11 protein-coding genes are annotated in these 12,350 nt (G+C 65.5%); 4 read left to right on the forward strand and 7 right to left on the reverse strand.

The features are described 5' to 3' along the window. The first annotated feature begins 63 nt into the window (after positions 1–63). Positions 64–975, forward strand: coding sequence for a DMT family transporter (locus MTR72_RS11490; RefSeq protein WP_341510370.1), 912 nt, complete (start codon positions 64–66; stop codon positions 973–975). A gap of 112 nt (positions 976–1,087) precedes the next feature. After that, positions 1,088–2,326, forward strand: a complete 1,239-nt coding sequence (locus tag MTR72_RS11495; RefSeq protein ID WP_280964121.1) for an ABC transporter substrate-binding protein — start codon at positions 1,088–1,090, stop codon at positions 2,324–2,326. Here MTR72_RS11495 and MTR72_RS11500 read toward each other — a convergent pair. Genes MTR72_RS11500 through MTR72_RS11520 form a run of 5 tightly spaced genes read right to left on the reverse strand, consistent with a single transcriptional unit; the run spans position 2,263 to position 7,817 of the window. Continuing rightward, positions 2,263–3,606 carry an O-antigen ligase family protein gene (locus MTR72_RS11500; RefSeq protein WP_280964120.1) on the reverse strand — a complete coding sequence of 448 codons (1,344 nt, stop codon included), beginning with the start codon at positions 3,604–3,606 and terminating at the stop codon, positions 2,263–2,265. The two genes, MTR72_RS11495 and MTR72_RS11500, sit on opposite strands and share 64 nt — an antisense overlap. A gap of 10 nt (positions 3,607–3,616) precedes the next feature. After that, positions 3,617–4,996, reverse strand: coding sequence for a glycosyltransferase family 4 protein (locus tag MTR72_RS11505; protein ID WP_280964119.1), 1,380 nt, complete (start codon positions 4,994–4,996; stop codon positions 3,617–3,619). After that, positions 4,993–5,733 (reverse strand): ABC transporter ATP-binding protein, encoded by a 741-nt coding sequence (locus tag MTR72_RS11510; RefSeq protein WP_280964118.1) that lies wholly within the window; start codon positions 5,731–5,733, stop codon positions 4,993–4,995. The genes MTR72_RS11505 and MTR72_RS11510 overlap by 4 nt, the downstream gene beginning before the upstream one ends. A gap of 3 nt (positions 5,734–5,736) precedes the next feature. Further along, entirely contained in the window at positions 5,737–7,644 is a 1,908-nt protein-coding gene (locus MTR72_RS11515; protein ID WP_280964117.1) for a glycosyltransferase, read from the reverse strand. An 8-nt stretch (positions 7,645–7,652) separates the two neighbouring features. After that, positions 7,653–7,817, reverse strand: a complete 165-nt coding sequence (locus tag MTR72_RS11520; protein ID WP_280964116.1) for a hypothetical protein — start codon at positions 7,815–7,817, stop codon at positions 7,653–7,655. Positions 7,818–7,942: 125 nt separating this feature from the next. Here MTR72_RS11520 and MTR72_RS11525 point away from each other — a divergent pair, with 125 nt between their 5' ends. After that, positions 7,943–8,809, forward strand: coding sequence for a DUF6502 family protein (locus MTR72_RS11525; protein ID WP_280964115.1), 867 nt, complete (start codon positions 7,943–7,945; stop codon positions 8,807–8,809). After that, positions 8,806–10,005, forward strand: a complete 1,200-nt coding sequence (locus MTR72_RS11530; protein ID WP_280964114.1) for a DUF5666 domain-containing protein — start codon at positions 8,806–8,808, stop codon at positions 10,003–10,005. The genes MTR72_RS11525 and MTR72_RS11530 overlap by 4 nt, the downstream gene beginning before the upstream one ends. Positions 10,006–10,050: 45 nt before the next feature. Here the strand turns inward: MTR72_RS11530 and MTR72_RS11535 are convergent, their stop codons facing one another. Beyond that, positions 10,051–11,418, reverse strand: a complete 1,368-nt coding sequence (locus MTR72_RS11535) for a M23 family metallopeptidase (RefSeq protein ID WP_280964113.1) — start codon at positions 11,416–11,418, stop codon at positions 10,051–10,053. A 111-nt stretch (positions 11,419–11,529) separates the two neighbouring features. Continuing rightward, positions 11,530–12,222 carry a peroxiredoxin gene (locus MTR72_RS11540; RefSeq protein ID WP_280970991.1) on the reverse strand — a complete coding sequence of 231 codons (693 nt, stop codon included), beginning with the start codon at positions 12,220–12,222 and terminating at the stop codon, positions 11,530–11,532. Positions 12,223–12,350: the final 128 nt, after the last annotated feature.

Here is a 12,350-nt window from a genome sequence, read left to right on the forward strand (position 1 = left end):
ATCGGGTGGAAATCTCGGTGGCGGCCGACTAAGCGGCAGGTTCGGCCGCCCATGTGAGACGCCATGCCGCTCAACGACAACCGGATCGATGCGCGAGATTGGTCGCTGCTTTGCGTGCTCTCGGTCCTCTGGGGCGGCTCGTTCTTCTTCAATGGGGCGGCGCTGCGCGAACTGCCGGCTTTGACATTGGTGTTCCTGCGCGTCGCTCTTGGCGCGATCATTCTGCTGCCGCTGCTGCGCGCGCAGGGGATCGCATTTCCCAACGGCTTTGCCGGCTGGCGAGCATTCCTTGCGATCGGACTGCTCAACAACGTCGCGCCGTTCTCGCTGATCGTGCTCGGTCAGACCTTCATTCCGAGCGGTCTGGCGTCGATCCTCAATGCCACGACGCCGCTGTTCACGGTGATCGTGATGGCGGCTGCGGGCGAAGAGATGTTGCAGATGCGTCGCGTAGCCGGCGTCGCGCTGGGGCTCGTCGGCGTGATTGTCCTGAGAGGATGGGGCGCCGACGCGAGAGCGGGGCAGGCACTTGGCATCCTACTCTGCCTTGGCGGCGCCTTCAGCTATGGCCTCGCGGCGCTGGCGGCGCGGCGATTGTTGAAGGACTCGCCTCCGCTCGGGACGGCAACGTTTCAACTCATGGCCTCGACGTTTTTGATGGCGATTGTCGTCGGCGCGATCGAGAAGCCATGGCGGCTGCCGCTGCCGGGTGTGGCGACGTGGCTTGCGGTGCTTGGTCTTGCGGGTCTTTCGACGGCATTGGCCTACATCGTTTTCTTTCAGATCCTGCGCCGCTCGGGCGCGACCAATGTCATGCTGGTGACGCTGCTCATCCCTGTGACCGCCATTCTTCTGGGATGGCTGGTGCTCGGCGAGCCAATCTCAGCGCGAGAAATCGCAGGTGCGATGGTCATCGGCAGCGCATTGCTCGTGATAGACGGGCGCGTGCCGGGTTTGCCGCGGCGCGCTGCGTAGGTTCCCGATTTCGGCGAGCCGTTTCATGTCGCGGAAAATGGAGAGGCTTGCCAGCCGCAGGCCTGCTTGCGACACTTCCTGCAAAACAAGACTACAAATAGGGGAGAGAACGATGCCGGGTCGTCGCAACAGCCTTGCTGCCCTCGCCACGCTCATTGCTGCGGGAATGTTGGCCGCCTCACCGGCCTCGGCGCAAAAGAAATACGACCCCGGCGCCACCGACGCCGAAATCAAGATCGGCAACATCATGCCCTATAGCGGGCCCGCGTCCTCCTATGGCGTGATCGGCAAGACCGAGGCCGCGTTCTTCCGGATGATCAACGATCAGGGCGGCATCAACGGCCGCAAGATCAATTTCATCAGCTATGACGATGCGTATTCGCCGCCAAAGGCAATCGAGCAGGCACGCAAGCTTGTCGAGAGCGACGAGGTCTTGTTGATCTTCCAGCCGCTCGGCACGCCCTCGAATTCCGCGATCATGAAATACATGAACGCGAAGAAAGTGCCGCAGCTCTTCGTCGCCTCCGGCGGCACCAAGTTCGGGGACCCGAAGAATTTCCCATGGACCATGGGCTTCCAGCCGAACTACCAGAGCGAGGGGCGGATCTACGCAAAATACATTCGCGATCACTTCCCGAACGGCAAGATCGCAGTGTTCTGGCAGAACGACGATGCCGGCAAGGACCAGTTCAAGGGCCTGAAGGACGGGCTCGGCGACAAGGCCAGCATGATCATCGCCGACCAGTCCTACGAGGTGAGCGATCCCTCGATCGACTCGCAGATCGTGGCCTTGCACGATTCCGGTGCCGATATCTTCTTCTCCTGGGCCGCCCCAAAGGGCTCGGCGCAGGCGATCCGGAAGGTCGGCGAGCTCGGCTGGAAGCCCAAATTCTTCCTCGCCAACACCGCGACATCGGTTGCATCAGTGCTGAAGCCCGCCGGTCTCGAATATGCCAAGGACATCATCTCGACCGTCTATCTGAAAGACCCAACCGATCCGACCTGGGACAAAGACCTCGCCGTGGTGAAATGGCGTGAATTCATGGACAAATATTATCCCGAGGGCGACAAGGCCAACGCTAACAACATCTACGGCTATGTGCAGGCCGAAGCGATGGCGCAGGTCCTGAAACAATGCGGCGATAATCTTACGCGCGAGAACGTCATGAAGCAGGCTGCCAACCTGAAAAACTTCCACACCGATCTGATGCTGCCCGGTATCATGGTCAACACCTCGCCCGACGATTATTTCCCGATCGAGCAGATGCAGTTGATGCGCTTCAACGGTCAGGCCTGGGAGCTGTTCGGCGACGTCATCACCGGCGAGGTTGGCCACGAGCGCAGCCAGTAGTCATCGCCGGCCGGCGTTCTCGCGCGCAGCGCCATGCCGCCGGCAACGCCGACCCCGAGGACATACATCCAGCCCTCGTGGAAATCGAACAGATGCGAGTTCAGGAGCGAGCTCGCGATGTTCTGCACGACGACGACAAGGCCGATCCAGGCCGCAAGCTCTTCGTCTGCGAACAGGCGAAGATGGGTGAGCCACATCGCGTAGAGCAGGGCGACGCCAACCAGGCCCCACTGCACGGCGACATTGAGCGTCTGGTTGTGCGGGTTGTTCACGATCTCGACGTCGAGGTCACTTCGGCCTGTGGCGGCGCGCTCGAACTGCCGCTTGATCGAGCCTGTGCCATGCCCGAGCAGCGGCGCTTCGGTGAAGGCGAGGGCTGACTTGCGCCAATAGGTCAGGCGTTGGGCGGTCGAGGCGTGGCTGATGTCCTCATGGCCGTGCTGATATTCGACTGAAATGTCGGTGATGCGCTGGCGCAGATAGGGCGATGCCGTCCAGGCGAGCGCGCTCGCGGCAACGGCGCCAGTGAGCAGGAATAGGGCTGCCCGCCGGCTCAGATGGCGCCAGGCGAACAGCCCGAGCAGCACCACGATGCAGAGCAGCGCCGTGCGCGCTGACGCGACGAACACCATGTTGGTGACGAACAGCAGGATCAGCGCCAGGCAGGCGATCGTCGCTCCGACTTGCCGCGCCCGCCAGAATCTCAGCGCGGGCAACGCGAGCGCAAAGGCGCACAGCGTGAACTCCTGGCTCTGGTCGATGTAGTTCTTGACGGGTACGCCGGCCGATGCGGTCGCGCTGATCTTCCAGGCGGGATGGAGCAGCACGATCCAGGAGAAGACCGCAAGCAGGGCGCAGGAGACAAGAAAGGCGACGCACACCCACATCCCGTGCTCCGATCGCCTGAAGTGATAGAGCAGTGGCGGGATCAGCACGAGTTTCGCCACAGGCTTGATTGCATGCAGCCGGTCCGCCCATGCGCCGTCCGACCACAGGATGCCGACGAGGGCGAGCAGCAGGATCGCAAAGGGCAGGGCAAGTGCCGGCTCGGCGAGACTGCGCGCGTAATCGCGCCAGCCGATGCTCGGCGTCACCGCGAGCAGCCAGAGCCCGACAAAGATCGACGGCGCCGTGGTCGACCATGGGAGCGAGGCCGCGATCATGGCGGCGAGCAGGTCGGCGGTCCGGATCAGCGCGTCCGGGCTGCGCCAGGCCCGCCATCGGCTGCGCCATGGCCATGAATCGGCAGGGTCAGTCCGTGCCGCGGATTCGGCGGTCATGGCGAGGGACCTATTGCGCCGCCATAAGGCTCTCCGCGGGCACGTACTGGCCGAGGAAGTCGCGGGCCTGGGTCTGGTAGCCGAAGCGCTCTGCAAGCTCGCTGCGCTGTGCCCGGATCTTGCCGCGACATTCCTCCTGCCGTGCCAGCATGCGGATCACGGAGGCGGCAATCGACTCGGTCGAGAATGGATCGAAATAGTCCGCGAGGTCGCCTGCGACCTCGCGGAACACGGCGATATCGGAGCACAGCACCGGCGTGTTCGCAGCCAGCGCCTCGATGATCGGCACGCCAAAGCCTTCCGCGAAGCTCGGCATGATCAGGCCGTGCGCCTCGGCGATCAGGGCGGCCTTTTCGTGCTCGTCGACATAACCGGCGAAGCGGACGTTCGGCGGAAGGTTGCGCATCCGGCTGATATGACCGGCATAGCCGATCACCACCAGATCGGCTTGAGGCACGTTGCGGAAGGCGCGAATGACGGTGGCGACGTTCTTGCGCGGCTCGTTCGAGACGATCACGACAAAGCTCGGCCGCCCCGGACGCCCCGACGGGGCTGGCAGGTGCAGGACATCCGGGGCGTCGAACCGGGTGCGGGGATACACCACCCGCGCCGGTAGGTGCGCAAATTGCGGCAACAGTTCCCTGAACCGCATCATGCTGTAGTTTGAGACGAAGGCGAGCTCGTCGGCCTGACGCAGGCTGGTGAGGAGCCGCGACAGGAACAGCCGCGTTGCGACGTCGCTCAGCTTGAGGTCGGTCAGCGGCAACAGGTCGTGGACGACACAGATCACTTTGGCCTCCGGCCTGCGCCTGATCGCGACGCGGGTCGGCGTGTCCACCACGATGACGTCATAGTTGCGCGCATCGATCCGGGGCGGCGGCAGCAGGAAGAAGGCCGAGGAGTCCTGGTAGCTGTAGAACCCGGGCTCGAGCTGGAAGTCGCGGAACAATTCGAGGTGGCGCAGGTCCGGCGGGATGTATTCGAGCGCCGCGGTCCGGTTCTCGATCAGCCGCGCGCGCAAGGCCCGCATGCCGATCGCGCGCAGGAAGCAGGCCGTGTATTCCCACGATACCGACATGGTGAGGCGATGCCTGAGCCAGTCGAGCGTGCGCCGCAGGCCGCCCCGCGCGACCGGCTCGCTCATGTTGACCTCGTCGAGGAAGCGATAGAGGGCGAGCAGCTCGATATTGTGCGACCGCGCCGGAAACAGCCGTGTGCGCTGCTCGCGCCGGCGCAGCTTGCGGTAGCGCCGCGTGGTTTCAACGAGCAGCGTGAGCTCGTGGCCCTCGGCCGCGAGCGAGCGCATCAGCTCGCGCGTGAAGTGAAAGATGCCGCGCTTGTGGTTCGGCTCGCCGAGCGCTTCGGAGACGACAAGGATATTCTGCTTCATGCGCGCTTCTCGCGGAGCTCAAAATTGGACCCGGACGTCGGCTCGACGGCGACGGTCGAGGCAATACGGCCATGATCGAGATTGATGATTCTGGTGCACGTGCGCTGCAGCAGCGGCTGGTCGTGCGAGGCGATGATCACGATGGCGGCCTGCGAGACCAGGTTGAGGAGTCGCCTCTGCGCCTTTTCGGCGAAATGTTCGTCGACCACGCTCAGCCACTCGTCGAGCAGGAGGATGTCGGCCGGAAAGGCAGTGGCGGTCGCGAACAGGACGCGCATCAGCATGCCCGAGGAGAACATGCGCAGGGGCAGGCGTTGCATGCGCTCCTCAAGCTCGGTGAACGCCCAGATCTCGTCGATCACCGCGCGGCTCGGCTTGCGTCCGCTGATCCGGAGCAAGAGAGCGATGTTGTCCTCCGCCACGAAATCCAGGTTGACGCCGGCGTTGAGGCCAAGCAGGGGGACGACGTTGCCCTTGATCGCGACGCTGCCGCTGCTCGGCGGATAGACGCCAGCGATGAGGCGCAGCAGCGTCGACTTGCCGGAGCCGTTGGGGCCGGCGAGGCCGATGCGGCTGCCCGCTTCCGCCTCGATCGAGACGTTGTCGACGGCGCGGATGATCCGCATCTCGCCCGGCTCGCGGATGAGGCGGCCGAGCAGCCGCCGCTTCAGCGAGTAGTCGTAGGCGCCGTAGAGCGGATAGTCGAGACAGACGTTGCGCAGGCTGATCGAGACCATGCATCAGATCCAGAAAGCGGCTTTGCGCAGTTGAACCAGCGTCAGTGCGCTCGCAAGGCTCAGCAGCGCCAGCGCGACCAGGACATAGACGATGCTGGTCGTATCGACGTGACCGCCCACGAGCGGCTCGCGCCAGACCGCGAACAGATGCGTCAGCGGATTGAGCCGCATCACCGTCGAGCGGTGACTGATCATGTCGGACGACCAGATCACCGGCGAGGACAGGAAGGCCAGCATCAGCGTCGATTCGATAATCGGCTTGAGGTCGCGATAGCGCGTCGCCATCGCGCCGAGGACGAGACTGAGCGCAAACGTGCAGACAATGAACAGGAGCAAACCGGGCACCGCTTCGAGCGCGCCGGAGACGTTGCGCGGGGTCAGGACGAGCCAAAGGATGAGCGGGACGCAGGCGTTATGCAGTGCGAACAGCGCCTGGCGGAACGTGCATTGCAGCAGGAAGATCACCGGCGGCAGCGCGCGATCGCGGATCAGGCTTGCCGAGCCCTGCAGGGCCGTAGTCGCGTCGAGCACGACGCCGTTGAGGAAGGTCCATGCCGTCATCGACAACGCGAGCATGGGCAGCCGTGCCAGCACGCCGGCATTGGACATCTGGCCGATGACCGAACCCAGCACCCCGACCACGATTGCCATCTGCAGCGACATCCAGAACGGACCGAACAGCGAGCGCACATAGCGGTGGCGCATGTCGGACCAGGCCAGCGCCGCCGCGATCCGGACCGAATCCAGCCACCCCGCCGCAGGCGCCGCCTGATTGCACGGCGCGCCGATCGCGTCGCGATAGACGGCTTCCATGCCCTCCTTGAAGGACGTGGCGGAATACCGGGTCACGGCCCGCGTCCGCGCCGACAGGCCCATGCGGCGGCGGCGCTCGGGATCGCGGATCAGCGTGTCGATGGCGTCACCGAGCTTCTCGGCATCGCCGGGCGGCACCGTGATCGCCTCCCTGCCATGACGTGCGACGTGGGGCACTGCGGTATCCAGCGCCGTGTTGACGACGGGGCGGCCGGCGGCCATGGCCTCCAATTGGGCGAGGCCGAAGGTCTCGGCATTGGTCACCGACGGCATCACGAAGACGTCGGACATGCACATCAGCTTGATGCGCTCGCAGTCATTCACCGAGCCGAGCAGGCGGACACGGTCGCCGACGCCAAGCTCCCGGATCAGTTGCTCGAGCCGCGGCCGCTCGACGCCTTCGCCGATGATCCAGACCTCGAACGTTCGGTTGACGGCGGCGCGGATTAGGACGTCGAACCCCTTGTAGGGAACGAGGCGGCCGCAGGCGAGTACGAGGCGGCCGCGATCGTTGACGTGGTGCGGCTCGATCTTCGGCCAGTCGTAGGTCGTGGTGTCGATGCCGAACGGCACGACATGGCATTTGTCTTCGAATTCACGGAGCAGCGGCGTGTTCTCGACCAGCACGCGGTCGGACACGATGATGGCTTTGGCGTGCCGTAGCGTCCGCCGCATCAGGGGCTGGACGAACCAGCGCAGGCCGGCATGGGTGACGATGTCGGCGTGCCAGTGCACGACCAGCGGCCGCTTGCGGCCGAAGCCGAGGGCGAAGACGAGGTCGGCGAGCGGGAAGGGCGCGTGAAGCGCGAGCAGGTCATGGTCTGCGATGCGGCGCCACAGCCGCCAGGGGTAGGCCGGGGCGGCCGGCAGCGACAGCAAATTGCCGAACGAGCGCACGCGCTCGACCTCGACGTCGCCAACGACCTCGTGGCGCTTGGCCGATTGCGAGCAGACCAGCACGGCGGAGTCGAAGCGGTCCTTCAGGCTGGCGCAGATGTCGCGGATCACCGTGAGCGTGCCGCCGAACAGGTCGGGATAGTAAATCTTGAAGATGTGCAGCACCGACGGGCGGCGCGCGGTTTCGCTGGTGGGGTTCATGATGGCGATCAACCTGCGAGAAGCGCTGCGACGAACGGCGCGGCCACCAACGACATGAAAATCACGACCCGCACGAGCGCCAGCAGCGGCGGCTCGACCCGATCGCGATGACCGTGCTGGAGAAGCGGAACGGCACGCGGTGAGCTGGAAATGCGGGCCAAGCGGTCGGCCATGGTCAAAGTCCCTTCAAGTCGCGCCCTCAGTGGCGTCTCGTATATGTGGGAAAATTTACCACGTCAATCGGCTAGTAGGAAAAAGTGGGATTGTGTCCCACGGATTGCATCGCTACAATTCAGACATGAATGCCAAGCCCGGGACCAAGGCAGCGGCGCCGCAGCCGAACGCCGCCGCCAAGCTGCACGCGCCGCTGGCGCGGCTGCTGCGGCCATTGGTGCGGCTGTGCATCCGCAGCGGCATGACGTTCCCGGCCCTGGCGCAGCTCCTGCGCGAGCTCTTCATCAACGTCGCCGAGCACGATTTCGCGCTGGAAGGAAAGGAGCAGACCGACAGTCGCGTCAGCCTGCTCACGGGAATCCACCGCAAGGAGGTGGCACGGCTGCGCGGCGCCGGCGCGCCGGTGCACGAGGCGCCGGCGGCGGTCTCGCTGACGAGCGCGGTGATCGCGCGGTGGCTCGCCGCGCCCGAATTCACCGATGCGAAGGGGGAGCCGCTGGCACTGCCGCGCACCGCCGAGGGCGAGGCGCCGTCATTCGAGCAGCTCGTCGCCTCCGTCACCAAGGACGTGCGACCGCGCGCGGTGCTCGACGAATGGCTCGACCGCAAGCTCGTCACCATCAACGGCGACGACGAGATCGAGCTGGTGGAGGCGGCCTTCGTCCCATCCGGCGAGGACGACAGCAAATGGCACTATCTCGGTCGCAATTTGCATGACCATATCGCGGCCGCCGCCCAGAACGTGTCGGGGCCAGCGCCGCGTTTCCTCGAGCGCGCCGTGCACTACAACAATATCTCGCCGAAGCTTGCGAGGCGCCTCGAGGCGCGCTCGCGCGAGCTTGCCATGGACGCGCTGAAGACCGCCAACCGCGAGGCGAACCGCGCGCTTGCCAAGGACAAGGGCGGCGACGCCCGCTGGAATTTCGGCATCTACATTTATTCCGAAGATGCCGACGACGATAGCGACGGGCACGAAGGCAGTTCGTCATGAGCCGCCGGACGCCGCTCGTCTCACGCCGTCTGCTGCTGACGGGCTTTTGGCTCGCCGGAACGGCCATTGCCCGCGCGCAGGTCAAGCGCGGCACCGACCAGGGCATCGGCGGCACCGGAATCTCGCGCGGCGACGATCATGGCATCGGCGGCACCGGCATCGTCGGTGTGATCCAGCGCTTCGGCAGCATCTACGTCAACGGCGAGCGCATCACCTATGCGAGCGACGTGCCCGTCCGCATCGACGGCGAGGCGGCCAGCGCCAGGGCCTTGCGCATCGGCCAGCTCGCGCGCGTCGTCGCGATGCGGCAGGCCGACGGCACGCTTGCCACCCGCAGCATCACCATTGCGAGCGAAGTCTCCGGCCCGATCGAAGCGGTGAAGGGCAACGAGCTGACCGTGCTGGGCCAGAAGGTGCTGTCGAGCGGCAAGGAGAGCTGGCGCCGCGCAGGCACCGAGGTTGCCGTGCACGGCCTGCGCCGCACCGACGGCGTGATCGTCGCAAGCCTCGTCGAGCAACGGCGCGGTGCATCCGCGCGGGTCACTGGTCTGGTCGAGCGTGGCCCGGACGGCTTGCACATCGGCGGGTTGAAGCTGAGCGGCGTGGATCCCTTGCTCGTCGGCCAACGCGTGCAGATCGAAGGCAGCACGAGCCGGGGGGTGATGCAGGCGGCGCGCACCCGCATCGACGACTTCTCCGATCTCGTCGGCGCGAACCGGCTGTCGATCGAGGCCTATGTGCAGCGGGTGGGCTCGAACCTGCAGTTTGGCTCCGGGCTCGTGGCCCACGACGGATCGCGCTTCGGGCCGGCGGCGGGCGAAGCCCGCATGGTGGTCAGCGGCGCATTCGATCGCTCGCGCGGCCTGCAGATCGATTCCGCGCAAGCGGTCGGCCAATTCCCGGGATCGCCGATGCCGTCACCTGGACGAAACCCCGGCGCGCCGGGCCGCGCCCCGGGCAGCTCGATCCTGAATCCCGGAAGCGGCAGGCCGCCGGCCGGCGGCCAGCCTGCGCCTGGTGCCCCCGGGACCGGTTCTGCGCCCGGACCCGGCCCGGGCCCGGTGCCTTCGGGCCCCGGCGCTCCGTCAGGACCTGGCGGCATGGGACCGCCCGGCGGGCCAATGGGGCCTGGCGGTGGAATGGGTGGTGGCGGCTTCGGCGGACCCGGCGGAGGGATGGGGGGCGGCCGGCGCTAGCGTCGGGCGCGACAGCCGCGCGCGTTGACGCGTCAGGCTTTTGGCTCAGCCCGCGCTCAGGCGGACACCGGCGCGCAGGAATTTTTGCGGATCGACCGCCTCTCCGTCGATGCGGGTTTCGTAATGCAGATGCGGGCCAGTCGAACGTCCCGTCGATCCGACAAGACCGACGACCTGGCCGATCTTCACGATCTCGCCGACCTTCACGTTGATCTCGGAGAGATGGCCGTAGCGGGTCGAAAGCCCGTTGCCGTGATCGACCTCGACCATGCGGCCGTAGCCGCCGGACCAGCCGGCGGAGACCACCTTGCCGTTAGCGGTGACGCGAACGGGATCGCCGCTGGCGGCGCGGAAGTCGAGCCCGGTGTGCATTGCCGGCCGGCCGAGAAAGGGGTCGCTGCGTACGCCGAAGCCGGAGGTGAATTCGACCTCGCCGATGACGGGCTTGCGATAGGGCACGAGCGCCAGCGTACGATTGAGCCGGTCCATCTCGGTGCGGGTGACGTTGATGCGATAGAGTTGCTTCTCGAACGGCCCGGCATTCGCGGTCAGCTTGACGGGTACAAAAGGTCCACCCATCGCCGTGCGTGGAACGGCGGCCTCGAGACTGGCGAGGTTCAGGCCGAGATCGCTGACGACGCCGCGCATCCGCCGCACACGTGATTCCATACCGTCCTCGACGGCGCTGAGCGCCGCCATCTGGCGGCGTTCCACCTGATCTAGCGAGGTCTGGAGCCGGACCAGGACATTGTCGAAACCCTGGTTCCTGGCGAACTGATTGACCGGCGCGGCCACGACGGTCGGCGCGCGCGACTCGAGCCGCGCTTCGCGATCCGGCGGTGCCACGAAGATGACGGTATCGCTGATCGGCGAAGGTTTTGGCGTGCCCTGCACCACGCCCTGGTTCGAATCGCCGCGTTGAGGAGCGGAGCGGGGAATCGATCCGGTCACGTCGGGCATGGCGCCGAGCGCCGTCGCCCGGGACTCCAGCGCCGTCTGGCGCTTCATGATCTGGTCGAGCTTCTGGTCGAACTGCTCCTGGTCGAGCAACTGCCGGCTGGTGGTGCGGTCCACCTTGGCTCGCAGCTCGGCGATCCGGTCCTCATAGGCGTACTGCATCTCGGCCTGACGGGCGATCAGCCGGGTCAGGACGTCGTCACGGAAAGCGAAATAGGTGGCGGTCGCCGCCGACCAGAGCCCGAGCAGCACGACGGTGCCGACCACGATCCAGAACACCACCGGCCCGAAGCGCACCTGCTTGCCGGCGTGGACGAGGGTGTAGGCGTCATCGGCTGCGGGGAGGGGAATCGCGGCTGCCGCCGCTGCGGCGGCGGGGCGACGATGGAAGGATCGTCCGTGATCGTGGGGATGATGTTGGGGGTACTGCGAGTATTGGGCAGAACTTTTCGACATCGGCACTCCCGCGCCGGTCGGAACGGTTCCTTGCGGCCTAATTGCCGCAGCAATCTGGGCTGTTCATGGTTAATTTTCCGGAAACGGGAACACTCGAATTCGAGGGCCTGGTTAAAGACTTCTTGCCGTCGCGAGTACGTCGTCCGCATGGCCATCGACGCGGACATTGCGCCAGATCTTGGCCACCCGACCGTCGGCGCCGATCAGCACGGTCGTACGAAGAATCCCCAGGAAGGTTTTGCCGTACATGGATTTTTCGCCCCAGGCGCCATACGCCTCCAGCATCTCGTGGGTCTCATCCGAGATCAGGGGAACGCCGAGCTTGTGCTTGTCGCGGAACTTCTCCTGGGCCTTGACCGGATCGGCGGAGATGCCGAGCACGACCGTGCCGGCTTGCGCGAACGCGTCCGCAAGGCGCGTGAAGTCGATGGCCTCGCGGGTGCAGCCGGGCGTGTCGGCTCGGGGATAGAAGAACAGGACGAGCTTGCGGCCGGCATAGTCCGATAGCGTGGCTACGCCGCCGCCGTCGCGGGGCAGGCGGAAGGCAGGCGCCTTCTGACCCTCGGCCAAAACGGGTTTGGCTGCGGTCGCAGGCTGGGCTAGGGATTCAGAAGATCTTAACCGTTTCGATGCGGCCTTATGCGATGCTGCTTTTGCTGGTGCTTTGCTTGATTTGCTTGCTGGCGTCCGCTGCGTTTTCGCGGACTTTGTTTGTGCCGATGCCCGCAATTTCGCGGTCTTCTTCTTAGCCGTCGGACCGCCGGAGGCCGTTTTGGACGATTTCTTTCGGGATTTCTTGGACATACGCCTTCCTTTCGACGCTTTCGACGGGTCAACCAAAGGGGTATTGCAGCTCTCGTCAGATGCGGCGGATTCGCGCCCTCGGCTGGGTAAGTCTGACGGCGCGGGAATATGGTTACAAGGAATTCCAG

The sequence above is a fragment of the Bradyrhizobium sp. ISRA442 genome, from assembly GCF_038085055.1.
GTDB lineage: Bacteria > Pseudomonadota > Alphaproteobacteria > Rhizobiales > Xanthobacteraceae > Bradyrhizobium.

What these genes read in the sequence shown, in the direction of transcription:
- MTR72_RS11490 (WP_341510370.1), top strand. Translation starts at nt 64, where the DNA reads ATGCCGCTCAACGACAACCGGATCGATGCGCGAGATTGGTCGCTGCTT.
- MTR72_RS11495 (WP_280964121.1), top strand. Translation starts at nt 1,088, where the DNA reads ATGCCGGGTCGTCGCAACAGCCTTGCTGCCCTCGCCACGCTCATTGCT.
- MTR72_RS11500 (WP_280964120.1), bottom strand. Translation starts at nt 3,606, where the DNA reads ATGACCGCCGAATCCGCGGCACGGACTGACCCTGCCGATTCATGGCCA.
- MTR72_RS11505 (WP_280964119.1), bottom strand. Translation starts at nt 4,996, where the DNA reads ATGAAGCAGAATATCCTTGTCGTCTCCGAAGCGCTCGGCGAGCCGAAC.
- MTR72_RS11510 (WP_280964118.1), bottom strand. Translation starts at nt 5,733, where the DNA reads ATGGTCTCGATCAGCCTGCGCAACGTCTGTCTCGACTATCCGCTCTAC.
- MTR72_RS11515 (WP_280964117.1), bottom strand. Translation starts at nt 7,644, where the DNA reads ATGAACCCCACCAGCGAAACCGCGCGCCGCCCGTCGGTGCTGCACATC.
- MTR72_RS11520 (WP_280964116.1), bottom strand. Translation starts at nt 7,817, where the DNA reads ATGGCCGACCGCTTGGCCCGCATTTCCAGCTCACCGCGTGCCGTTCCG.
- MTR72_RS11525 (WP_280964115.1), top strand. Translation starts at nt 7,943, where the DNA reads ATGAATGCCAAGCCCGGGACCAAGGCAGCGGCGCCGCAGCCGAACGCC.
- MTR72_RS11530 (WP_280964114.1), top strand. Translation starts at nt 8,806, where the DNA reads ATGAGCCGCCGGACGCCGCTCGTCTCACGCCGTCTGCTGCTGACGGGC.
- MTR72_RS11535 (WP_280964113.1), bottom strand. Translation starts at nt 11,418, where the DNA reads ATGTCGAAAAGTTCTGCCCAATACTCGCAGTACCCCCAACATCATCCC.
- MTR72_RS11540 (WP_280970991.1), bottom strand. Translation starts at nt 12,222, where the DNA reads ATGTCCAAGAAATCCCGAAAGAAATCGTCCAAAACGGCCTCCGGCGGT.